This window comes from Herbaspirillum sp. GW821-FHT09A12 (assembly GCF_059418325.1).
The window spans coordinates 891,371-914,070 of sequence record NZ_JBWKPR010000001.1; the positions used below are offsets into that span (position 1 = coordinate 891,371).

Annotated in this window: 22 protein-coding genes; 10 read left to right on the forward strand and 12 right to left on the reverse strand. The window is 64.9% G+C overall.

Annotated elements, in window-relative coordinates; translation table 11 throughout:
• Nucleotide 1: 1 nt before the first annotated feature.
• Both AC07N6_RS04015 and AC07N6_RS04020 read left to right on the forward strand, forming a co-directional pair.
• Nucleotides 2–751, forward strand: coding sequence for a tetratricopeptide repeat protein (locus tag AC07N6_RS04015; RefSeq protein WP_494781023.1), 750 nt, complete (start codon nucleotides 2–4; stop codon nucleotides 749–751).
• Nucleotides 748–1,431, forward strand: a complete 684-nt coding sequence (locus tag AC07N6_RS04020) for a Fe2+-dependent dioxygenase (protein ID WP_494781024.1) — start codon at nucleotides 748–750, stop codon at nucleotides 1,429–1,431. The genes AC07N6_RS04015 and AC07N6_RS04020 overlap by 4 nt, the downstream gene beginning before the upstream one ends.
• A gap of 165 nt (nucleotides 1,432–1,596) precedes the next feature.
• Here AC07N6_RS04020 and groL read toward each other — a convergent pair whose 3' ends face one another.
• From groL to AC07N6_RS04035, 3 genes are all read right to left on the reverse strand, one after another.
• Nucleotides 1,597–3,246, reverse strand: a complete 1,650-nt coding sequence (gene groL, locus AC07N6_RS04025) for a chaperonin GroEL (protein WP_494781025.1) — start codon at nucleotides 3,244–3,246, stop codon at nucleotides 1,597–1,599.
• Between the two features lie 113 nt (nucleotides 3,247–3,359).
• Nucleotides 3,360–3,650 (reverse strand): co-chaperone GroES, encoded by a 291-nt coding sequence (gene groES, locus AC07N6_RS04030; protein ID WP_494781026.1) that lies wholly within the window; start codon nucleotides 3,648–3,650, stop codon nucleotides 3,360–3,362.
• Between the two features lie 261 nt (nucleotides 3,651–3,911).
• Nucleotides 3,912–4,853 carry a LysR family transcriptional regulator gene (locus tag AC07N6_RS04035; RefSeq protein WP_494781027.1) on the reverse strand — a complete coding sequence of 314 codons (942 nt, stop codon included), beginning with the start codon at nucleotides 4,851–4,853 and terminating at the stop codon, nucleotides 3,912–3,914.
• 160 nt (nucleotides 4,854–5,013) lie between these two features.
• Between AC07N6_RS04035 and AC07N6_RS04040 the strand changes: the two genes are divergently transcribed.
• Nucleotides 5,014–6,471, forward strand: coding sequence for an MFS transporter (locus AC07N6_RS04040; protein ID WP_494781028.1), 1,458 nt, complete (start codon nucleotides 5,014–5,016; stop codon nucleotides 6,469–6,471).
• Nucleotides 6,472–6,531: 60 nt separating this feature from the next.
• On the opposite strand, the gene AC07N6_RS04045 is transcribed toward AC07N6_RS04040, so the two are convergent.
• Nucleotides 6,532–8,154 carry a methyl-accepting chemotaxis protein gene (locus AC07N6_RS04045; protein ID WP_494781029.1) on the reverse strand — a complete coding sequence of 541 codons (1,623 nt, stop codon included), beginning with the start codon at nucleotides 8,152–8,154 and terminating at the stop codon, nucleotides 6,532–6,534.
• Nucleotides 8,155–8,497: 343 nt separating this feature from the next.
• On the opposite strand from AC07N6_RS04045, the gene AC07N6_RS04050 reads away from it, so the two are divergent.
• Genes AC07N6_RS04050 through AC07N6_RS04060 form a run of 3 tightly spaced genes read left to right on the forward strand, consistent with a single transcriptional unit; the run spans nucleotide 8,498 to nucleotide 11,352 of the window.
• Nucleotides 8,498–9,451 (forward strand): GNAT family N-acetyltransferase, encoded by a 954-nt coding sequence (locus AC07N6_RS04050; protein WP_494781030.1) that lies wholly within the window; start codon nucleotides 8,498–8,500, stop codon nucleotides 9,449–9,451.
• 33 nt (nucleotides 9,452–9,484) lie between these two features.
• Complete coding sequence (locus AC07N6_RS04055; protein ID WP_494781031.1) at nucleotides 9,485–10,423, forward strand: DMT family transporter; 939 nt, start codon at nucleotides 9,485–9,487, stop codon at nucleotides 10,421–10,423.
• Between the two features lie 44 nt (nucleotides 10,424–10,467).
• The gene (locus AC07N6_RS04060; RefSeq protein WP_494781032.1) at nucleotides 10,468–11,352 is read left to right on the forward strand and encodes a Rossmann-like and DUF2520 domain-containing protein; all 885 of its coding nucleotides are present in this window, start codon (nucleotides 10,468–10,470) and stop codon (nucleotides 11,350–11,352) included.
• Nucleotides 11,353–11,415: 63 nt separating this feature from the next.
• On the opposite strand, the gene AC07N6_RS04065 is transcribed toward AC07N6_RS04060, so the two are convergent.
• From AC07N6_RS04065 to AC07N6_RS04100, 8 genes are all read right to left on the reverse strand, one after another.
• A complete protein-coding gene (locus tag AC07N6_RS04065; RefSeq protein ID WP_494781033.1) occupies nucleotides 11,416–11,745 on the reverse strand; it encodes a type II toxin-antitoxin system YafQ family toxin in 330 nt (109 codons plus the stop codon).
• Nucleotides 11,717–11,998 (reverse strand): type II toxin-antitoxin system RelB/DinJ family antitoxin, encoded by a 282-nt coding sequence (locus AC07N6_RS04070; protein WP_494781034.1) that lies wholly within the window; start codon nucleotides 11,996–11,998, stop codon nucleotides 11,717–11,719. Before AC07N6_RS04070 ends, AC07N6_RS04065 begins: the two co-directional genes overlap by 29 nt.
• A gap of 185 nt (nucleotides 11,999–12,183) precedes the next feature.
• A complete protein-coding gene (gene map / locus AC07N6_RS04075; RefSeq protein WP_494781035.1) occupies nucleotides 12,184–12,981 on the reverse strand; it encodes a type I methionyl aminopeptidase in 798 nt (265 codons plus the stop codon).
• Nucleotides 12,978–13,286, reverse strand: a complete 309-nt coding sequence (locus AC07N6_RS04080; protein WP_494781036.1) for a ParD-like family protein — start codon at nucleotides 13,284–13,286, stop codon at nucleotides 12,978–12,980. The genes map and AC07N6_RS04080 overlap by 4 nt, the downstream gene beginning before the upstream one ends.
• A 153-nt stretch (nucleotides 13,287–13,439) precedes the next feature.
• The gene (gene dgoD, locus AC07N6_RS04085) at nucleotides 13,440–14,588 is read right to left on the reverse strand and encodes a galactonate dehydratase (protein WP_494781037.1); all 1,149 of its coding nucleotides are present in this window, start codon (nucleotides 14,586–14,588) and stop codon (nucleotides 13,440–13,442) included.
• A gap of 82 nt (nucleotides 14,589–14,670) precedes the next feature.
• A complete protein-coding gene (locus AC07N6_RS04090) occupies nucleotides 14,671–15,309 on the reverse strand; it encodes a 2-dehydro-3-deoxy-6-phosphogalactonate aldolase (protein ID WP_494781038.1) in 639 nt (212 codons plus the stop codon).
• Between the two features lie 26 nt (nucleotides 15,310–15,335).
• Nucleotides 15,336–16,301 (reverse strand): 2-dehydro-3-deoxygalactonokinase, encoded by a 966-nt coding sequence (locus AC07N6_RS04095; RefSeq protein WP_494781040.1) that lies wholly within the window; start codon nucleotides 16,299–16,301, stop codon nucleotides 15,336–15,338.
• A gap of 7 nt (nucleotides 16,302–16,308) precedes the next feature.
• A complete protein-coding gene (locus AC07N6_RS04100) occupies nucleotides 16,309–17,235 on the reverse strand; it encodes an aldose 1-epimerase (protein WP_494781041.1) in 927 nt (308 codons plus the stop codon).
• Nucleotides 17,236–17,720: 485 nt separating this feature from the next.
• On the opposite strand from AC07N6_RS04100, the gene AC07N6_RS04105 reads away from it, so the two are divergent.
• From AC07N6_RS04105 to yjfF, 4 genes are all read left to right on the forward strand, one after another.
• The gene (locus AC07N6_RS04105) at nucleotides 17,721–18,695 is read left to right on the forward strand and encodes an ABC transporter substrate-binding protein (RefSeq protein ID WP_494781042.1); all 975 of its coding nucleotides are present in this window, start codon (nucleotides 17,721–17,723) and stop codon (nucleotides 18,693–18,695) included.
• A 177-nt stretch (nucleotides 18,696–18,872) separates the two neighbouring features.
• Nucleotides 18,873–20,423: a sugar ABC transporter ATP-binding protein gene (locus AC07N6_RS04110; RefSeq protein ID WP_494781044.1), complete on the forward strand. Its 1,551-nt coding sequence runs from the start codon at nucleotides 18,873–18,875 to the stop codon at nucleotides 20,421–20,423.
• Nucleotides 20,420–21,505: an ABC transporter permease gene (locus AC07N6_RS04115; protein ID WP_494781045.1), complete on the forward strand. Its 1,086-nt coding sequence runs from the start codon at nucleotides 20,420–20,422 to the stop codon at nucleotides 21,503–21,505. Before AC07N6_RS04110 ends, AC07N6_RS04115 begins: the two co-directional genes overlap by 4 nt.
• Nucleotides 21,502–22,521: a galactofuranose ABC transporter, permease protein YjfF gene (gene yjfF / locus AC07N6_RS04120; protein WP_494781046.1), complete on the forward strand. Its 1,020-nt coding sequence runs from the start codon at nucleotides 21,502–21,504 to the stop codon at nucleotides 22,519–22,521. Before AC07N6_RS04115 ends, yjfF begins: the two co-directional genes overlap by 4 nt.
• Nucleotides 22,522–22,700: the final 179 nt, after the last annotated feature.

The window sequence follows — 22,700 nt, forward strand, 5'->3', positions numbered from 1 at the left end:
AATGAAGAAGGTCAGTGTGCGCGAGCTGGCCGCAGCGGATGCTGAAAGCCTCGCTGCCATCGTTGCCGATCATTCGCCCCGGGCCATCGCCTGGCTGCGGACGGCGGCGCAACAGGGCGTGCCGCGCGCTCAGGCCATCCTCGGGCAGCGCCTGCTGTTCGGCCAAGGTGTGGCGCGCGACGACGGCGAGGCGCTGCACTGGTTCACGCTGGCGGCGCAGGCCGACGACCTGGATGCCATCAACATGATGGGCCGCTGCTGCGAACACGGTTGGGGCCGTGCGCGCGATGCGCAGATGGCGGTGTACTGGTATCGCCTGGCGGCCGGTCGCGGGTTGGATTGGGGCATGTACAACCTGGCCAACCTCATGATGAGCGGGGCGGGCATCGCCTCCGATCGTGCCGGCGCGCTGGCCTTGTACCGGCGTGCCGGGGCAATGGGACACGCGAAATCGCTCAACGTGATCGGGCGCTTTTACGAAGAGGGGTGGGAGCTTGGCGCCGATGAGCAACAGGCTTTCGATCTGTATCGGCAAGCCGCATTGGGCGGCGACTTCCGCGGCCAGTTCAACTATGCGCGCCTGCTGCTGCAGCGCGGCCTGCCGGAGCAGGCGCTGGCGTGGCTGCGCCGTATTCCAGACGCCGCCACGCCGGCCTTCATGCACAACGTACGCGGCTGGCTGGCGCAGTCTGCGTATCCGGCGGTGCGTGCATTGGCCGCTGAAGAACCCTGGCCGCAGGCCGCGTCATGATGCTGCATCTCAAACGCGTGTTCGAGCCCGAAGAAGTGCGCCGCGCGCGCGATCTGCTGGAGTCGGGCGACTGGGTCGACGGCCGCATTACGTCCGGCAGCTTGCCCGGCCAGATCAAGCGCAACCGCCAACTGCCCGAGCAATCGCCGCATGCGGCGCCGTTGCAGGCGATGGTCATGGCGGCCCTGCGCCGCAACCAGATGTTTTTCTCCGCTGCCTTGCCGCGTCAGGTCGGCACGCCGATGTTCAACCGCTATGGCGCCGGTGGCGACTACCTGGGCGAGCACGTGGATGTGGCGGTGCGCTTCCAGCCGGATGGCAGCCGGGTGCGCACCGACCTGTCTTGCACCTTGTTCCTGAGCGAGCCGGATGAGTACGATGGCGGCGAGCTGGTCGTCGCCGACACCTGGGAAGACAAGCGCATCAAGCTGCCGGCCGGCGACATGCTGCTTTACCCGGCCAGCACCGTGCATCGCGTCGAGCCGGTGCGCGGCGGGGTGCGCTACGCCAGTTTCTTCTGGATCGAAAGCATGGTGCGGGAGGGCGAGCGCCGCCGCCTGCTGTTCGACATGGATTGCCAGCTGATGTCCTTGCGCGGGCGTTTGCCGGCAGACGATACGGTCGTGGTCGGGCTGGCGGCGACGTATCACAACCTGTTGCGCATGTGGGCACAGAGCTGAATTTAGAACCTGTTCACGATTGTCCGACTCCCGGCGAGATCGTGAACAGGTTCTTGGCGCGCTGAAAAGAAAGCGCCCAAGAAAAATCCCCGCAGCGTTGCCGCCGCGGGGATTTTTTCGGTCGTCGGCCGCCGCACGGGGCGACGGCCAGCGGGCCGACGGCGATTACATCATGCCGTCCATACCGCCCATGCCGCCCATGCCACCCATGCCGCCAGGCATGCCGGCCGGCTTGTCGTCAGCCACTTCTGCCACCAGTGCGTCGGTGGTCAGGATCAGGGCCGCCACGGAAGCAGCGTTTTGCAGGGCCGAACGGGTCACCTTGGCCGGATCCAGCACGCCCAGTTCAACCAGGTCGCCGTAGGTGCCGTTGGCAGCGTTGTAGCCGAAGTTGCCAGTGCCTTCCAGCACCTTGTTGATGACCACCGAAGGTTCGTCGCCGGCGTTGAACACGATCTGGCGCAGCGGTTCTTCGATAGCGCGCAGGACGATCTTGATGCCGGCTTCCTGGTCAGGGGTGTCGCCCTTCAGGTTCTTGACGTTGGCGCGAGCGCGCAGCAGGGCTACGCCGCCGCCAGGCACGACGCCTTCTTCAACGGCTGCGCGGGTTGCGTGCAGCGCATCTTCGACGCGGGCCTTCTTTTCCTTCATTTCGACTTCGGTGGCAGCGCCAACCTTGATCAGTGCAACACCGCCGGCCAGCTTGGCCACGCGCTCTTGCAGCTTTTCACGGTCGTAGTCGGAAGTGGCTTCTTCGATTTGCGCGCGAATTTGCTTGACGCGTGCTTCGATGCCGGTAGCTTCGCCGGCGCCGTCGATGATGGTGGTGTTTTCCTTGCCGATTTCAACGCGCTTGGCTTGGCCCAGTTCAGCCAGGGTAGCCTTTTCCAGGGTCAGGCCGACTTCTTCGGCGATCACTTGGCCGCCGGTCAGGATGGCGATGTCTTCCAGCATGGCCTTGCGGCGGTCGCCGAAGCCAGGCGCCTTGACAGCAGCGGTCTTCAGGATGCCGCGGATGTTGTTGACCACCAGGGTTGCCAGCGCTTCGCCTTCGACATCTTCAGCGATGATCAGCAGCGGACGGCCAGCCTTGGCGACTTGTTCCAGCACCGGCAGCAGGTCGCGGATGTTGGAGACCTTCTTGTCGAACAGCAGGATGAACGGGTTGTCCAGGGCGACAACTTGCTTTTCCTGGTTGTTGATGAAGTACGGCGACAGGTAGCCGCGGTCGAATTGCATGCCTTCGACGATTTCCAGTTCGTTTTCCAGCGACTTGCCGTCTTCAACGGTGATCACGCCTTCCTTGCCGACCTTGTCCATGGCCTTGGCGATGATGTCGCCGATGTCCTGGTCGGAGTTGGCCGAGATCGAACCGACCTGGGCGATTTCCTTGCTGGTGGTGGTGGGCTTGGCCAGGTTCTTGACTTCGCCGACGATGGCGGCGACAGCCTTGTCGATGCCGCGCTTCAGATCGGTCGGGTTGAAGCCGGCCGCAACGTACTTGAAGCCTTCGCGAACGATCGCCTGGGCCAGCACGGTGGCGGTGGTGGTGCCGTCACCGGCGTTGTCGGAGGTCTTGGAAGCGACTTCCTTGACCAGCTGGGCGCCCATGTTTTCCAGCTTGTCCTTCAGTTCGATTTCCTTGGCGACGGAAACGCCGTCCTTGGTCACGGTCGGGGCGCCGAAGCTGCGCTCCAGAACCACGTTACGGCCCTTGGGGCCCAGGGTCACCTTGACTGCGTTAGCCAGGATGTTGACGCCGTTGACGATCTTGGCGCGTGCTTCATCGCCGAAAATAACTTGCTTTGCTGCCATGTTGGATTCTCCAGAAATTCGGTTGAATTCATTTCACCGTGGTGGCCGCCGCTTGGACGGCCGGTGCATCTGCACTACCTGCGCGGCAGCCTGGCGGCTGCCCGGGCCGGGAATTACTTCTCGACGACGGCGAACAGGTCTTCTTCGCGCATGACCAGCAGTTCCTGGCCATCGATCTTCACAGCCTGGCCGGAATACTTGCCGAACAGGACGCGGTCGCCGACCTTCACGGCCAGTTGGCGGACCTTGCCGTCTTCCAGGATCTTGCCGTTGCCAACAGCCAGGATTTCACCCTGGTCAGGCTTTTCGGCCGCTGCATCAGGCAGAACGATACCGGAAGCGGTCTTGGTTTCCTGGTCGAGGCGCTTGACGATAACGCGATCGTGCAAAGGGCGAAGATTCATGAGAACTCCTTAAAATTCAATAAGTTGGTCTTGATTGCGGCAATGGCTGCAATGGTTTTTCTTCCAAATGCAGCAAACGTCACCGCATGAAAAAGGGGAATAAGCCAAGGAGGGTTGTTAGCACTCTCCCGTGACGAGTGCTAAGTATAGGGACGGAGGGGGGAATTTTCAAGGCGGGGTTGCCGACTTCGAGCCTCTTGCGTCGAAAAATGCTGAGTGCAGGGACGATGATGGAAGGTGAAGTTGCCTTAAATCAATGACTTAGCTGATTTGTGTGGAAGTGCGCCTGCTTTCAATCCGCTCCGGCCTGGCTTCGCCGCACACCCGGCGCACCACCTCACGCAACCACCGGTGCGCGGGATCGAGCTCCAGCCGTGGATGCCACATCTGCGAAATGGTGATCTGCCCGGTGGCCACCGGCAGTTCGAAGACGAAGGTGTTGACCAGGCGTTCGGCGGCCAGGTAGGAGGCCGGCACCAGCGCCACCAGGTCCGAGCCGCGCGCCACGGCCAGCGCGGCCGGAAAGCTCGGCACCATGGCCAGCACCTGGCGTTCCACGCCGGCCGCGGCCAGGGCTGCATCGACCGGCCCGTCGGCGCGGCCGTGCCGCGAGGCCGCGACATGGCCGAATTCGACGTAGCGCTGCAGGCTCATCTTGCCTTTCGCCAGCGGGTGGCCGCTGCGCACCACGCCCACGAAGCGGTCGCGATACAAGGCCTGGATGCGCACTTCCGGCCCCATGTCGCTGACCACGCCGATCTCCAGGTCGGCGGTTCCTTCCCTCAGATAGCTGGGGCTCTTGTCGACCTTGGGCGCGAAATACAGCCGCACCAGCGGCGCCTCGGCATTGACCGCGCCGATCAGGCGCGCGCCCAGGGCTTCGACGAAGCCTTCGTTGGCGCGGATGGTGAAGGTGCGCCGCAGCGTCGCCAGGTCCGGCTCCGGCGCGGCCGGGCGCAGTACCGAACGCGCTTCGTGCACCACGTTGCGCGCGCGCTCGCGCAAGGCTTCGGCGCAGGGGGTGAGCACCATGCGGCGTCCGGCCCGCACCAGCAAGGGGTCGTCCGCTTCCTCGCGTAGCCGGGCCAGCGTACGGCTCATGGCCGAGGCGCTCAGCCCCAGGCGGCGCGCGGCGCCGGCCACGCTTTCTTCGGTCAGCAAGGCATCCAGGGCGATGAGCAGGTTGAGGTCGGGTTCGGACATATGTTCCATCCTGAATACATAGTGTTTGGGGCTTGGCGGTGCGCACTACACTAACAGATATGGCGTTTGCTGCAGTTATCAGTTGCAATCCATGCGTCTTCCGCCATGCAGGCCGTCTCGCTATAGTCTGTGCATCATTCTTTGAGCGGAGCACGCGAACATGGGATTGTTTTCAGACCAGCCAGGCGATGAAGGGCTGCCGGGGGCCGAGCGCCGCCTGGCGATGATCGCCGTGATGATGGCCACCACGATGGCGGTGTTCGACGGCACCATCGTCAATGTGGCCTTGCCGCAGATTACCCGCGAGCTGGGGGCGTCGGTGGGCACCGCCATCTGGGTGACCAACGGTTACCTGCTGGCCACGGCGATGACGCTGGCCACCTTCGCCTCATTGTCCAGCCGGGTCGGCTTCCGGACCTTGTTCAGCGCCGGGCTGGCGGTGTTCACGCTGGCGTCGCTGGGCTGCGCCTTGTCGCCCACGGTGGAGGTGCTGATCGCCATGCGGGTGCTGCAGGGCTTGGGCGGCGCGGCCATGCTGAGCATCGCGCCGGCCATCCACCGCACGGTGTTTCCCAACCGCCTGCTGGGGCGCATCCTCGGTCTCAATGCCGTGCTCATCGCCACCAGTACGGCGGTGGGGCCGGCCCTGGGCGGAACCCTGCTGGCGGCCCTGAGCTGGCAATGGCTGTTCGCCATCAATGTGCCGCTGGGCCTGGCGGCGGTATGGCTGTCGCTGCGCGTGATACCGGACGCCCGGGTGCGCACCGGCGAACCCTTCGATATGGCTGGCGCAGTATTGTCTGCCATCGCCATGGGCGCCATGATCCTGGCGGCGGAGGCCTGTGCGCAACTGGCCCACGGCGCGCAGGCGGGGCAGGCCCTGCTGGGCGCCGCCGCGTTCGGCCTGGCCAGCGTGGTCGCGGCGGTAGCCTTCGTGCGGGTGCAGCGGCGCGCGCGGCAACCCTTGCTGCCGCTGGATATCTTTTCTTCGGTGCGGTTCTCGCTGGCGGCCCTGACCTCGCTGGCCTCCTTCGTGGGCCAGGGCATCGCCTTCGTCGCGCTGCCGTTCCTGTTCCAGAACGCGTATGGCTACAGCGCCTTCGAGTCGGCCTTGCTGTTTACCCCGTGGCCGATCGGCATCGTGCTGGTGGCGCCGCATGCCGGGCGTCTCGCCGACCGCCATTCGCCGGCCTTGCTGTCGACTGCCGGCCTGGCCTTGTTCACCGTCGGCCTGGCGCTGCTGGCCTTGCTGCCCGATCAGGCGCAGGCCTGGGATATCGGCTGGCGCGCGCTGGTCTGCGGAATGGGTTTCGGTTTTTTCCAGAGCCCCAACAACCGGGAAATGCTGGGCAATGTCTCGCGCGAGCGCAGCGGCAATGCCTCCGGCGTGCTGGCCATCATGCGCACCTTCGGCCAATGCATGGGCGCGGCCTTGCTGGGGATCGTGCTGTCGGTCTACACGGCCGCGGCGATGTCGCAAGGCCATGCGCAGATGAATGCGGCCGAAGACGCGGTGGCGATCCGGGTGGCCTTGTGGGTGGCCGTGGCGGCGACGGCGGTAGCGACCTTTGTCAGCGTCAGCCGGATTCGTGCCGCGCGGGGCGCGATGAGTAGCTGAACTGGTTGGCAGCCGGGCGTGGACGCGCATCCGCGCCTGAGGCCCTTCAGGTCGCCGGGCTCATTGTGGAGGGGGCAGCGCCAGCGCCGATCCGGAGGCGCCTTGCAGATGCGGCATCGATGCCGCGCCAGCCCCCAGCTTGAATACGCTGACCGCCTGCGACAGCCGGCCGGCCTGTTCCAATAAGGATTGCGCGGCGGCGGCGGCTTCTTCCACCAGGGCGGCGTTCTGCTGGGTCACGCTGTCCATCTGGGTGATGGCGCGGTTGATTTCTTCGATGCCGGAACGCTGCTCCTGGCTGGCCGCCGTGATCTCACCGACGATGTCGGTCACCCGGGCCACGCTGGTGACGACTTCTTCCATGGTGGCCCCGGCGCTGGCAACCAATTGGCTGCCTTCATCGACCTTGGCGACCGAATCGTCGATCAGGCCCTTGATTTCCTTGGCGGCGGCGGCCGAGCGTTGCGCCAGGCTGCGTACTTCCGAGGCCACCACCGCGAAGCCGCGGCCCTGCTCGCCGGCGCGCGCCGCTTCCACCGCGGCATTCAACGCCAGGATATTGGTCTGGAAAGCGATGCCGTCGATCACGCCGATGATGTCGACGATCTTCTTCGAGGAGGCATGGATGCCGTGCATCGTGCTGACCACGCGGCCGACCACTGCGCCGCCCTGGCGCGCCACGTTGGAAGCCGACACCGCCAGTTGGCGCGCCTGGCTGGCATTGTCGGCGTTGTGCTTGACGGTGGCGGTCATCTGCTCGATGGCCGACGCGGTCTCTTCCAGCGCGCCGGCCTGCTGTTCGGTGCGTGCCGAAAGATCGAGGTTGCCGGTGGCGATCTCGCCGCAGGCGGTGGTGATGGCGTCGGTGCCGCGGCGCACTTCGCCGACGATGTCCAGCAGCTTGCCGTCCATGTGCCGCAAGGCCGCCATCAACTGGCCGGTTTCGTCGCCCGAGCTGACTTCGATGGCATTGCCCAGTTCGCCGGCGGCCACATTGTTGGCCACGCGCACGGCCAACCCCAGGGGGCGCGATACCGAACGCGCCAGCGCATAGCCCAGCACCATCGCCACTGCCGCGGCCAGGGCCGAGAATGCCAGCACGACCATGATGGCCGTCTCGCCTTCCGCGAAGGCCTTGTTGCCGGCCATGCGCATCTGCTGTTCTTGCGCCTGGACGAAGCTATCGGCGTGTTCCTGGAAAGTCTTTTGCGGACCCAGCAACTGGTGCAGCACGGCGCCGGCCCCAGCGGCGGCGTCGCCGGCGCGCACCAGCGCCGCCACGTCATCGCGGGCGAGGTCGAAGTTGCGCGCGGCATCCTGCAAACCCTTGGCGCGCTGGCGTCCGACGGTGGTGAATTGGGCAGCGTCGATCTTGTCGATGGCGGCGTGGGTGTCCTTGGCCGCTTGCGCGAGCTGCGCGAAACGCGGCTGGTTTTGCTCGGGATGGGCGGTATCGATGACGATGCCGCGCAGGAGCCGGATCTGCTGGTCGAGTCCGTCGCGCACGTCGAAGGCCAGCCGCAGCTTGAGGTAGCGCTCGTTCATGATCTGGTCGACCGCGCCATTGATGCTCTTGATCTTCAACACGGCCGTGGCCGCGACCACGGCCAGCAGCACTACCACCACCCCAAAGGCCAGCCCCAGGCGCGCGGCCAGTTTCATGTTTTTGATGGATACCTGCATATGACGTCCCCCTCCAATTCCAATCCCTGATTCCAGAGGCCGGATATTCACTTAGGCGTTGTCGATGGGCAAGGGCGCCAGGATAGTTGGAAAGGCAACATGCAGCGGCGCCTGCCAGGCGCTGGGCCGGAGTGGGCGGGGCTTTCGGGGTGGCGCAGCCACCGGTGGGAATTAATCAGAATTAATGCTGCGCCCGCCATTACTTATGCCTGCCGGCGTCCAATGGCCGGTGCGGTTGCGATGGCGCAGCTGATTGTCTTCGATCCGGATGCTCCTCAAAAAAGCATTGCAATGGCCGCTTCCCGGACATATAGTTGCAATGTGCAACTAATTGGGAAGCAATGTGGCGAGCAATCCTCAAATTGTCGAAGGCATCCGGGCGGCCTCACGGGCCTTGGTGCGCGAACTGGGCTTCATGGGCGGCGACTTCGCCGGCACTTCCCTGTCGCCTTCCGCCGTGCACACCCTGATCGAACTGGATCGCACGCCCGGCATGAGCGCCGGCGAACTGGGCGCCATGCTGCGCCTGGAAAAATCCAGCGTCAGCCGGATGCTGCACAAGCTGATTGCGGCGGGCGACATTGTCGAGGCCATCGATGAGGCGGACGCCCGGGCCAAGAAACTCTACCTGACCGCAGCCGGACAAGCCCGGACGCGCGCAATCCATGCGTTCGGCCGACGCCAGGTGAATACGGCCCTGGCCCGCCTGGCGCCGGGCGAAGACCAGTTGGTGCTGGATGGCCTGCGCCTGTACGCCGGCGCCTTTGCCGACGATGCGGCGCCGCCGTCCGCGCCGCCATGCAAGATCGTGCGCGGCTACCAGCCCGGCGTCATCGCCAGGATCACGCAGATGCATGCCCTGTACTACGCGCGCACGTCCGGTTTTGGCCAGCATTTCGAGTCCGTGGTGGCCAAAGGGCTGGCCGAATTCTGCGACCGCCTGGCCAATCCCGCCAATGCCATCTGGGTTGCGATGCAAGGCGCCCGGATGGTCGGTTCCATTGCCATCGATGGCGAAGACCTGGGCGGCAATATCGCCCACTTGCGCTGGTTCATCCTGGACGACACCGCGCGCGGCGCCGGCCTCGGCCGCCAACTGCTCGCCGCGGCCCTGGCGCACGCCGACGAATGCCGGTTCGATGCAACGCATTTGTGGACGTTCTCCGGCCTGCTGGCCGCGCGCCATCTCTATGAAGCGAATGGTTTTGCATGTGTTGAAGAGACCCCCGGCAGCCAGTGGGGGCGGGAGGTCATGGAACAGCGCTTCGTCAGACAGCGTCCGCGGCGCCCATCGTGACATTCATCGTGACAGCCATCACCGGGACCTGATATGAATGCTTCCGCCAAGGCCGTGCTCGCAGCCTCGACAACCGGGGTGCTCGTCGGCGCGGCGATGGTGTCCACGCGGGCCGTATCGGGCGATGTCTCCGCCGCGACCCTGGCGTTTCTGCGCTATGCGATCGGTATCGCCGTCTTCATTGTGCCAATCGGGCTGTCGCAACGAGTCCGCTTTGCGCCAAAAGATGGGGCGGCCATAGCGCTTCTTGGCGTGTTCCAGTTCGCAGTCCTGATGTTGCTGCTCAATTACGCCCTGGCCAGCCTTTCGGCGACTACCTGCGCCCTGGTGTTTTCCACGATGCCCTTGTCCACGATGTGCCTGGCCATTGCCGCCAGGCGTGAAGCCTACAGCCTGAGCAAGCTGATCGGCGTCGTGTTGGCGGTGTCGGGCGTGGCTTACTTGCTTGGCGCGCCATCGGGGCCGGCGGGCTTCCATGCAAATGGCGCCTGGGGGCTGGCGGCCTTGCTCGGGGCGACGTTGACCGGCTCGGTGACCAGCATCCTTTATCGCCCGTATCTGCGGCGCTACCCGACATTGCCCACATGCGCCCTGGCGATGGGCGCCGCGGTGGTGTTCCTTGCGGCCGCCTGCCTGTTGACCGCACAGCCGCTGGCGCCCGCGCTCAACGCCATCCAGTGGGCCCATGTGGCGTTTATCGGCCTGTCCAGCGGGATTGGATATTTTTGCTGGCTGTGGGCCCTGTCCCGGATGGAGGCCAGCCGGGTGGCCGCATTCCAGGCGCTGGGGCCCATCACGGCCGCACTCATCGAGCTGTCCATCGCCCGGCGCTGGCCGTCTCCCGCGCTGCTCTGTGCGCTGGCCATGGTGTCGGCCGGCTTGTACCTTGCCATGCGGCAGAGGAGGGCGGCTGTCCGCAAGGCGCCCGGCCGCTGGAGAATCCTAAGCGGCGGTAACCGTTTGCCACGGTAGCTGCCTTTCACTTCCATCTTCAATCATCCGGCCAGGAGCCAAACATGGACGCCAATAGCATGCTTTCCCGCATCGGTTTCGTTGGAGCCGGCCGCGTGGCCCAGACCCTGGCCGGCGCATTCTCCGGCGCGGGTTACCAGGTGGTTGCGGTGAGCAGCCGCAGCGCGGCCAACCTGGCGGACTTTCGCGCGCGTTGCCCCGCTGCGCAAGTCGTGGAGACGCCGCAGGAAGCGGCAGACAAATCGACTATCGTGTTCCTGACGGTGAGCGACGACGCCATCGCCCCGGTTTGCGCCGGCGTGCAGTGGCGGCCCGGTTGCGCGGTAGCGCATTGCTCCGGGGCGACCGAGGTCGCCGCCCTGGCCGCCGCCGCGGATGCCGGGGCATGGGTGGGCGGCTTTCATCCGATGCAAATGTTCGCCAATCCGGACGTCGCGCTGGCGGGGCTGCCGGGATGTACCGTCGGTATCGAGGCGCAAGGTCCGCTGCTGGAGGCGCTGCGGCAGTTGGCGCAAGCCATTGGCTGCGTGCCGTTCTCCCTGCCCGCCGGAGTACGTCCGCTTTACCATGCTTCCGCTTATTACGTCGGCCCGTTCCTGATCGCGCTGCTCAAGGAAGGCGCCGAACTCTGGGCGCGCTTTGGCGCCACCGAACGACAAGCCATGGAGGCCATGCTGCCCCTGTTGCGGGGCACCGTGGCGGCGGCCATGGACGGCGGCCTGGCCCGCGGCATGGGCGGCTGCGTGGCGCGTGGCGACATCGGAACGATCCGGAAGCATCTCGATGCGCTGGAAGCCATCGACCTCCCGATGGCCAATCTGTATCGGGAGCTGGCCGCGCGCAACATCCCGCTGGCCGTGCAGCGCGGAACGCTGTCCCCGTCCCGGGCCGAGGAAATCGCGGCGTTATTGCAAGGCGCGCCCGCTTGAGTAATCAGCAGTAGTACAGTCCGACGTTGCCGGTCAGTTGAAGGTCGAGGGGCGGATGAAAGCTCACGAGAACAGCTCGGAGTGAGTCCCGCTGCGCACGAAAACGACCAAGCCGCTCTTGCCCGAGTCGTCCAGCGTGTAGATCAGCAGGAAGTCGCCGCCGATGTGGCACTCACGATGGCCTGTCCAGTCACCCGTCAGCGGGTGATCGAGCCATTCAGGCGGCAGCGGCCCGTCGTTGGCGATCAGCAGCGTCATGGCCTCTTTCAGCCGGTTCATGTCGTACCGGCCGGAGTGGGACAGGCGCTGCCAGTCCTTGAGGAAGTCCTTGGTGTAGTCCGACGCGCGAGGTAGGTTCGCCCGCTTACTTGCGGCTGGCTTCTTCGAGGTCATTCAGCAGAGCGTCAGCGGTTTTGAAGCGAGCGCGACGGCTCTTGATGATCTCGTTGGCCTCGGTGATGGCGACGCGGCTGGTGGCGTTCGGTGCCTTGAGCGCGAACGGCAGTTCCTTGTCGGCGACGACACGGGTCAGAAATACCCGGATCGCATCGGAGACGGTCAGGCCCATCGAGGCCAGCGTTTCCGCAGCCTGCGCCTTGATATTCTCGTCCACGCGAACGTGAATCATAGTGGTGGTGGCAGCCATGACGGCCTCCTGTTGCGATAAATTGAGATACATTGTATCGCAGACGCCGACTTTCGCAAGGCTGCCCCTTTAAGAGGCGCCACAGAGTCTCTAGCGGCTCTGTGGTGTATTTAGCAGTCAAAGGTGGGGCTTTTACAGCGGATACTCACCCGCCCAAGGCCGGCTCAGCGGAAATTGCCTGCGTCTCAGGTGCGCAAGGCCATCTCCGGATAGCTGCCGAAACCGTCCGGCCACGGCGTCAGGATTTCATAGCCGCTGGCAGTCACGACGACCATATGCTCCCACTGCGCCGACAGAGATCCGTCGGCGGTGATCACGGTCCAGCCGTCGTCGAGCTGGCGCGAATGGCGCTTGCCGGCATTGAGCATGGGCTCGATGGTGAAGATCATGCCTTCCTGCAGTGGCAGGCCGGCGCCGCGCTGGCCGTAATGCAGCACCTGCGGCTCGTCGTGGTAGATGGTGCCGATGCCGTGGCCGCAGTATTCGCGCACCACCGAGAAACCGTCGCCGTGCGCCACCGACTGGATCGCGTGGCCGACGTCGCCCAGCGTGGCGCCGGGGCGTACCGCCATGATGCCGGCGCACATTGCTTCATAGGTGGTTTCGACCAGCTTCTTCGCGGCGGCGCCGGGCTGGCCGACGAAATACATGCGGCTGCAGTCGCCGTACCAGCCATCCTTGATCACGGCCACGTCGATATTGATGATGTCGCCATCCTTCAGTGTCTGGCGCGAAGGGATGCCGTGGCAGATCACCTCGTTGACCGAGCTGCAGATGGTCTTGGGAAAGCCGTGGTAGCCGATGTTGGCGGGCTTGGCTTTTTGCACCTTGACGATATGGTCGTGGCAGATGCGATCCAGCTCGTCGGTGGTGACGCCGGCCTTCACATGTTCGGCCACCACTTGCAGCACTTCGGCAGCCAGTTTCCCGGCCGCGCGCGCCTGGGCGATTTCGGCCGGGCCGCGCAGTTTTACTTTTCTCATGCGTACTCTTTTCCAGTCTTGCGGCGCGCCGCGGGCGCTGCCTTGCCTTTGGTTTTGTCCTGGCCCGCCGGGGCGCGCCCGGCATCGATCAGTTCTTGTATCGAGGGCACGCCGCCATGCTCGCGCGCCAATTGGTCGCGCACCAGCAATTGCGAGACCTCGCTGTGGGCCAGCCCGGGGTGCAGTTCCGAGAGCATGCCCAACAGCAACCAGTGCTCGACCTGGGCATTGATGGAACGGTTCAGGGCGCTGCTTGCGATGCGCACGTTATCGTGCATCTGGTCCGATATCTTGACGATTCCCATGGTGTAGGCGATATATTAAATGTAAGTGTTTCGTATATTCTAGCCGCTTCGCGGGAGATTTGCACGATGCGCGCGTGCAACATAAAAAAGCCCGGCCGACAAGGTCGGAACCGGGCTTGAAGTACTACTGAGGAGAGGTTATCGGACGCAGCGTCACCATTCGGCGAAGCTGCCGTCCTTGTGGCGCCAGATCGGGTTGCGCCAGCGGTGGCCGACTTCGGCGCGCTGGCGCACGTAGTCTTCGTTGATCTCGATGCCCAGGCCCGGGCCCTGCGGGATCTTGACGTAGCCGTCTTCGTAGGCGAACACGTCTTTGTCCTTGATGTAGTCGAGCAGGTCGTTGCTTTCGTTGTAGTGGATGCCCAGGCTCTGCTCCTGGATGAAGGCGTTGTAGCTGCCGGCGTCGACCTGCAGGCAGGCGGCCAGGGCGATCGGGCCGAGCGGGCAGTGCAGGGCCAGCGCCACGTCGTAGGCTTCGGCCATGGCGGCGATCTTGCGCGTTTCGGTGATGCCGCCGGCGTGCGAGACGTCGGGCTGGATGATGTCCACGTAGCCTTCGGACAGGATGCGCTTGAAGTCCCAGCGCGAATACAGGCGCTCGCCCAGCGCGATCGGGGTCGAGGTCAGGTGGGCGATTTCCTTCAGCGCTTCGGCGTTTTCCGACAAGACCGGCTCTTCGATGAACATCAGCTTGTACGGCTCCAGTTCCTTGATCAGCACCTTGGCCATCGGCTTGTGCACGCGGCCGTGGAAGTCCACGCCGATGCCCACATGCGGGCCGACCGCCTCGCGCACCGCCTGCACATTGGCCAGCGTCAGTTCGACCTTGTCGTAGCTGTCGATGAATTGCAGCTCTTCGGTGCCGTTCATCTTGACCGCGGTGAAGCCGCGCGCCACCGCATTCCTGGCGGCGGCGGCCGTGTCGGCCGGGCGGTCGCCGCCGATCCACGAATACACGCGGATCGATTCGCGCACCGCGCCGCCCAGCAACTGGTGCACCGGCACGCCGAGCGACTTGCCCTTGATGTCCCACAAGGCCTGGTCGATGCCGGCCAGCGCGCTCATGTGGATGGCGCCGCCGCGGTAGAAGCCGCCGCGGTAGAGGATGGTCCAGTGGTCTTCGATATTGCGCGGGTCCTTGCCGACCAGGTAGTCGGAGAGTTCATCGACTGCCGCCGCCACGCTGTGGGCGCGGCCTTCGACTACCGGTTCGCCCCAGCCGACGATGCCTTCGTCGGTCTCGATCTTCAGGAAGCACCAGCGCGGCGGGACGATGAAGGTGCTGATCTTGGTGATTTTCATTGCTCTGTCCGTTCAGGGTAAATCTGCAAAGGCCGCTTCCGTGCGGCCAGGTCATTGAGGTAGGGATGAGGTGCGCAATGCCTCAGGCCAGCGCCTGCCAGGCGGCGGCGAAGGCCTGCGCGCGCTGGCGCACCTCGTCGGCCGACAGGCCCGGCGAGTACAGTGCCGAACCCAGGCCGAAGCCCGAAGCACCGGCTTCGCGGAACGCGGCCATGCCGTGCGGCACGATGCCGCCGACCGGCAGCAGCGCAATCTCGCGCGGCACCACGGCGCGCCAGGCCTTGACCACCTGCGGGCCGAGCTGTTCGGCCGGGAACATCTTGAGCACGTCGGCGCCGGCGGCCAACGCGGCGAAGGCTTCGGTCACGGTCGCCACGCCCGGCGCGCAATACAGGCCTGCGCTTTTGGCCGCGCCGATCACCGCGCCGTCGCTGTGCGGCATGACGATCAGTTCGCCGCCCGCGGCCTTGACCTGTTCCACTTGCGCCGGCTTCAGCACGGTGCCGGCGCCGACGATGCAGTCGGCCGGCAGGCTGCGGCGCAAGGCGGCGATGCTGGCCAGCGGCTCGGGCGAATTGAGCGGCACTTCGATGATGCGAAAGCCGCTTTCATACAAGGCCGCGCCGATGGCCTCGGCCTCGGTGTGGCGCAGGCCGCGCAGGATGGCGATCAGGCCGGTGCGGCGCAGGGCGTCTTCGAGTAGTTTGGGATGGCTGTTCATGTTGTCCTTGTTGATGCGGATGGGCTTCAGCCGACCAGGCCGGCATGCTGCGCCAGCGTCCACAGGCCGGCTTCGGTGGCCTGTTCGGCCACGCTGACCGGCCCCATGCCGTACAGCTCCAGCGCCAGCCGGTAGCGGCGGCACAGGGCCGGGTCGCCGATCAGGCCGATGCGTTGCGGATGATGGTTGGCCATGCCCTTGAGCGCGGCGATCTCGTGGCCGATCAGGAGGCCGGACAGGTAATCGGGCTGCGCTTGCGGTTCCAGTTCGCCGGTCAGTCCGAGCGTGCGGCAACTGAAGATGGTGGAAAGCACGCCGGCCTGGCCTTCGGCACTTTGCGCCACCCGGGCGCCGCGCATGAAGGCGGTATCCTCGGGCGCATCGGGTTTGTGCATGCTGCGGCCGAGGATGGTGTGCGCCGACAGTGCGCCATAGACTTCGCCGGTCATGAAGGTGTCGAAATGCTGGATGCGGCCATGCGTGACGCGCACCCATTTCGAATGCGTGCCGGGCAGGCCGATCAGCAGCTCGTCATCGCGCCACTGTTGCAGCGCGCCGATGACCTGGGTTTCTTCCCCGCGCATGACATTGGGCAGCGTCGATACCTGCAGCAGGCCGGGCACGATGTAAAGCGGGCGCGACAAGCCGGTGTCGATGCGCAGCAGCTTGCGGCCGATGCGGTCGGGCGCAAGCGGCACGGTCAGGTAAGGCGCTTCGCGCCAGCCCTGCTTGCTGCCCACCATGCCGGCGGCGATCAGCGGCGCATCCGGCGCGGCCGCCAGCCAGTCGCCGCAGGCCGCTTCCAGCGCGCTGCGAAAGGCCAGCGCGGGATTGGCCGCGGCGCCCTCCACCACCGGCAGGTTCATGATGCCCCAGGGATGGCCGCGGCGCTCGGCCACGCCGCCGTGCGCATCGAAGCGGTAGCAGCGCAGCGAGGACGTGCCCCAGTCCAGCGCGATCAGGGCGCAGTCGTTCTCGGTTGGCTTGCTCATCGGGGCCTCACAGGTCGCACACCGAAAAACGGGTCAGCAGCACCATGTCCTCGCCCGGCGCGAGCTCGATCAGGCCGGGACGGTGCGGCATGTGGAAGGCATCGATCGGATGCGTGATCGGTTCCAGGCAGAAGTAGCCCAGCCCCGGCGGCCGGTACAGCAGCGTATAGCCGCTGCGGTCCTGGGTGTGCATTTGCAGCCGCAAGCCGCGCGCGGGGTCTTCGATCATGGCCAGGCCATCCCAGCCTTCGTAGCAGTTGTCGATCAGCGGGCCGTCCAGCGCCGCCGGGCGGTTGTAGTCCCAGCTCGGCGGCAAGTTGCGGGTAAAGCCGGTGGGGATGGGATCGGCGCCGGACATCCATGCGCCGCGCGAGCGGAATTGCAGGCGCGTCCTGGCGTCGCAGAGAAAGTAAGGGTGCAGGCCCAGGCCGAAGGGCAAGGCCGCGGCGCCGGCATTGGTCACGCGCAGTTCGATTTCCAGCGCATTCTCGCGCAGCGTGAACAGCTGGCGGGCGCGATAGGCATATGGGTTGCCGTCGAAATATCGGGAATCGAGTTCCAGCGTCATGCGGTCTTGCGCATGCGAGGCCACGCTCCAGGCTTGCAGCCAGCTGTCGCCATGGATCGGGTAAGGCTCGCCGGCGCGGTTGGGCTTGATCGCATGCTGCTTGCCGCCGAACGCGAAGCCGCCTTCGGTGATGCGGTTGGACCAGGGCAGCAGCGGAAAGCAGGCGGTGCTGTAGAGGTCGCGCGAAGCGGCATCCCAGGGACGCAGCAGCGGCAGCCATTGGCCGTCCTTGTGCCAGTCCCAGGCCGCGACGCTGCCGCCCAGTTCAGGCATGACATGCAGGCGCTGGCGGCCGGATTGCAGGGTGTAAATTTCCGGCAGCGCCTGGGCGCTGGCACGGGTGGCGTCGGTTGCGCGGGAAGGCATGGTGTCTCGTATGTTGTTATGAAATGCCGCAAATGGAAGGCATCGTGTGCCTGCCCCGGCAGAAGCCATTTCACAAGAAGATAAAGGTGTACTCAAGAAACGCCACACTCTTATCATCATGCAATGCGCTTCAAAAAAACAGGCCGATGCTATCACCGGCCCCCAACGCGGAATAATGAAAAAAAGAACGCTAGCGATATCAAAATCGAGAGCGGCCGGTGGTTGAAAACGGTTTTCGCACGGCGCGCATCCGCTTCGCCCAACGATGCGCGAAACGATATCGGATTCCATTAAAAATTCATTGGATAGATATTTTTCGCTCTCCTAATATTGAGCGCGAATTGACGGACTAAGGTTTTTCCTCAATTTGAGACCGCACCGCCGCGCCCATATCTCGAAAAAGTCAAAAGTACTGCCGGCGCAGCGCACGCACTTCTTGCACATAACAAGGAAATCCGAGGATTTCCAGCCAACGGAGACAAGCAATGAAAACCAAGAGAAGAGCGCTTCTGGGCGCAGCCATTTGCATGGGCCTGGGCAGCGCCATCGCGGGCCTGCCCGCATTCGCGGCTGACAAGCCGCTGACCATGGGCTTCTCGCAGGTGGGCGCCGAAAGCGAATGGCGCACCGCCAACACCGTGTCGATCAAGGATGCGGCCAGGCAGGCCGGCGTCAACCTGAAGTTCGCCGATGCGCAGCAGAAGCAGGAAAACCAGGTCAAGGCGATCCGCTCCTTCATCGCCCAGAAGGTCGACGTGATCGCCTTCTCGCCGGTGGTCGAATCCGGCTGGGAAACCGTGCTGCGCGAAGCCAAGGCCGCCAAGATCCCGGTGATCCTGACCGACCGCGCCGTCAATGTCTCCGACAAGTCGCTGTACGTGACCTTCATCGGCTCGGACTTCGTGGAAGAGGGCCGCCGCGCCGCGCGCTGGCTGCTGGAGCGCGCCAAGTCGCTGCCGGCCGGCGACATCAACATCGTCGAGCTGCAGGGCACCGTCGGCTCGGCCCCGGCGATCGACCGCAAGGCCGGTTTCGAGGAAACCATCAAGTCCGATCCGCGCCTGAAGATCATCCGTTCGCAGACCGGCGACTTCACCCGCGCCAAGGGCAAGGAAGTGATGGAAGCCTTCCTCAAGGCCGACGGCAAGAAGATCAATGTGCTCTACGCGCATAACGACGACATGGCCATCGGCGCCATCCAGGCGATCGAAGAAGCCGGCCTGAAACCGGGCAAGGACATCCTGGTCATTTCCATCGACGGCGTGAAGGGCGCGTTCGAGGCCATGATGGCCGGCAAGCTCAACGTGACCGTCGAGTGCAGCCCGCTGCTGGGCCCGCAGTTGATGCAGATCGCCAAGGACGTGAAGGCCGGCAAGGAAGTGCCCAAGCGCATTACGACCGAAGAAGGCGTGTTCCCGGCCGAAGTCGCGGCCAAGGAATTCCCGAACCGCAAGTATTGAGCGTGGCGGCATGATGCGCTGATGCCGTTGCAATTCCCCTGTCATCCCGGCGCAGGCCGGGATCCAGTGGCTTTCGTCGTGTCTCGATGGCTGTTGAACGACGCTGGATCCTGACTTTCGTCAGGACGACGGGGGATTGCGGTTTGGCGGATCTGGTTTCTTATGGCAGGAGTTGTGATGACGATGGCTGTCGGGGCGCAGGCGCGCCCCATGTTGGAACTGAGCGGTATCCATAAGGCTTTCGCCGGCGTAAAAGCGCTCACTGATGTGGGCCTGCGCTTGTTTCCCGGGGAAGTGCATACCTTGATGGGGCAGAACGGCGCGGGCAAGTCGACGCTGATCAAGGTGCTGACCGGCGTCTACGAACCCGATGCCGGGCGCATCGCGCTGGACGGGCGCGAGATTGCCCCGGCGTCCACCCTGCAGGCGCAGGCGCTGGGCATCAGCACCGTCTACCAGGAAGTCAACCTCTGCCCCAATCTGTCGGTGGCGGAAAACATTTTCATCGGCCGCTATCCGCGCCGCTTCGGCCGCATCGACTGGAAGACGGTGCATGCCGAGTCGCGCCGCCTGCTGCGGCAGTTGCAGATCGAGATCGACGTCACCGCGCAGCTGTCGTCCTATCCGCTGGCGATCCAGCAGATGGTGGCGATTTCGCGCGCGTTGTCGGTGTCGGCCAAGATACTGATCCTGGACGAACCGACTTCCAGCCTCGACGAGGCCGAGGTGCAGCAACTGTTCAAGGTATTGCGCCACCTGCGCGAGCAGGGCATGGCGATCCTGTTCGTCACCCATTTCCTCGACCAGACCTACGAGATATCGGACCGTATCACCGTGCTGCGCAACGGCGTGCGCGAGGGAGAATACCCGGTGGCGGAGCTGTCGCGCCTGGAACTGGTCAACAAGATGGTCGGCGTGGTGGCGCTCGACCAGCGCAAGGTGGAAGCCGGCGCCGAGGCGCTGGCCGCCGAGCTGTCGGCCGCGTCCTCGGGCACGGGAGAGCTGTTCCTGCAGGCGCGCGGTTTCGGCCGCAAGGGGATGCTGGCGCCGCAAGACCTCGACCTCCGGCGCGGCGAAGTGTTCGGCCTGTGCGGCTTGCTCGGCTCGGGCCGCACCGAGATGGCGCGCCTGCTGTTCGGCGCCGAGCGCGCCGACAGCGGCACGTTGAGCATCGGCGGCCGCGACGTCAGGCTGGCCGTGCCGCGCGACGCCATCGCCGCCGGCATCGGCTTTTGCTCGGAAGACCGCAAGAAGGAGGGCGCGATCCTGGAACTGTCGGTGCGCGAGAACATCATCCTCGCGCTGCAGGCGCGCCAGGGCCTGTTCCGCGTGCTGTCAAGAAAGCGCCAGAACCGGATCGCCGCCGACTATGTCAAGTGGCTCGGCATCAAGACCGCCGACCTCGAAACCCCGATCGGCTTGCTCTCCGGCGGCAACCAGCAAAAGGCGCTCTTGGCGCGCTGGCTGGCCACCGACCCCGGCATGCTGATCCTGGATGAACCCACGCGCGGCATCGACGTGCGCGCCAAGCAGGAGATCATGGATTTCGTCATCGCGATGTGCCGCAAGGGCATGGCCATCCTGTTCATCTCTTCCGAAATCCCGGAAGTCATCCGCTGCAGCGACCGCATGCTGGTGCTGCGCGACCGCCGCGCCTGCGGCGAATACCAGCGCGGCGAACTCGACGAGCAGTCGGTGCTGCAGGTGATCGCGGGAGAGGCCGCATGAGCGCATCCATGGATTCCAAATTGATACCTGAAACGGCGATGGCCGATAACGACTTGCAGGCGTTGCTGGCCCGGGCCATACGCCATCCGCTGTTGCGACCGCTGGCCGCGCTGGCGGCATTGCTGCTGATCGACTTTTTCCTGGTGCCGGGCTTCTTCCGGCTGGAGATCAAGGACGGCCACCTCTACGGCGCGCTGGTCGACATCGTCAACCGCGCCGCGCCGCTGATGCTGGCGGCGCTGGGCATGACGCTGGTGATCGCCACGCGCGGCGTGGACATTTCGGTGGGGGCGGTGGTGGCGATCTCCGGCGCGGCGGCGGCGCTGCTGATCGGCGGCAAGATGGTGGTGGTCGACGGCGTCTCGCAATACGTCAGCAACGTGCCGATGGCCTGGGCGCTGGCGGCGGCGATCGGCGCGGCATTGCTGTGCGGCGCCTGGAACGGCCTGCTGGTGGCGGTGCTCGGCCTGCAACCCATCATCGCCACGCTGATCCTGATGGTGGCGGGGCGCGGGTTGGCGCAACTGCTGACCGACGGCCAGATCATTACGGTCTATTACAAGCCGTTCTTCTTCATCGGCGGCGGCTACCTGTTCGGCCTGCCGTTCTCGCTTTACATCGCGCTGGGCATGTTCGTGCTGCTGGCGGTGCTGATGAGGAAGACCGCGCTTGGCCTGTTCATCCAGTCGGTCGGCATCAACCCGGTGGCGTCGCGCCTGGCCGGCATCCGCACCGCCGCGCTGATCTTCTTCGTCTATATCTTCTGCAGTTTCTGCGCCGGGCTGGCCGGGCTGATGGTGGCCTCCAACATCAAGAGCGCCGACGCCAACAACGCCGGCCTGCTGCTGGAGCTGGACGCCATCCTGGCCGTCACCCTGGGCGGCACGTCGCTGGCCGGCGGAAAGTTCAGCCTGGTGGGCAGCGTGATCGGCGCGCTCATCATCCAGACCCTGACCTACACCATCTATTCGCTGGGCGTGCCGCCCGAGGTGAACATGGTGGTCAAGTCGCTGGTGGTGTTCCTGGTTTGCCTGTCGCAATCGCCGGAATTCCGCCGCATCTTCAAGGCAGCCAAATCATGAGCACAATCGATTCCCTGCGCCGCGCTTCCCGCGCGCCGTGGTTCACTTCGGCGGTGACGGTGGCGCTGCTGGCGCTCATGCTGCTGCTGGGCGCGGCGGGCTATGACGGCTTCCTGTCGCCGCAGGTGATGCTGAACCTGCTGATCGACAACGGCTTTTTGCTGGTGGTGGCCATCGGCATGACCTTCGTCATCCTGTCCGGCGGCATCGACCTGTCGGTGGGCTCGGTGCTGGCGCTGTCGACCATGGTCGCGGCCTGGCTGCTGCAGACGGCGCACTGGCATCCGCTGCTGGTGATCGTCACCGTGCTGGCGCTGGGGGCGGCGTTCGGCGCGGCCATGGGCGGGCTGATCCATTACTTCAAGTTGCAGGCCTTCATCGTCACGCTGGCCGGCATGTTCCTGGCGCGCGGCCTGTGCTACCTGATCAGCATCAGTTCCATCACCATCGACGATCCCTGGTTCGTCGCCATGTCCCAGACCCGCATCGAGTTCGGCGAACTGTTCATCTCGCCCAGCGTGGTGGTGGCGCTGGCGATGCTGGCGCTGGGCATCTGGCTGGCGCACTGCACGCGCTTCGGCCGCGCGGTGTACGCCATCGGCGGCAGCGAGCAGTCGGCCCTGCTGATGGGCTTGCCGGTGGGCCGCACCAAGGTATTGGTGTATGCCTTCTCCGGCTTTTGCGCGGCGCTGGGCGGCGTGCTGTTTTCGTTCTACATGCTGTCGGGCTACGGCCTGCACGCGCAAGGCGCCGAACTCGACGCGATTGCCGCGGTGGTGATCGGCGGCACGCTGTTGACCGGCGGTTACGGTTACGTCGCCGGGACGCTGACCGGGGTGCTGATCCTCGGCGTGATCCAGACCCTGATCGCTTTCGACGGCACGCTCAGTTCATGGTGGACCAAGATCTTCATCGGCGCCTTGCTGTTTGTATTCTGCGTGGCGCAAAGGGTGATCTCGCTGGGCGCCTTGCGGGGCAAACCGGTGGCCGCGGAAAAGGCGGTGGCAACGGGCTAAAAAGGAAGGTTTGTTCAGATAACTTAAAAGTTCTTTACATAGGGAGAAACATACTGAAAAGCATATCCATTACGTTGAAAAAATCATTAGAAATGTATTGGTAAAGACATTAATGTAGAGGCCGCAAAACATAAACCATGAGCTTGTGCATGCGTCGGATTATCGCGGCAGTGCCCGGC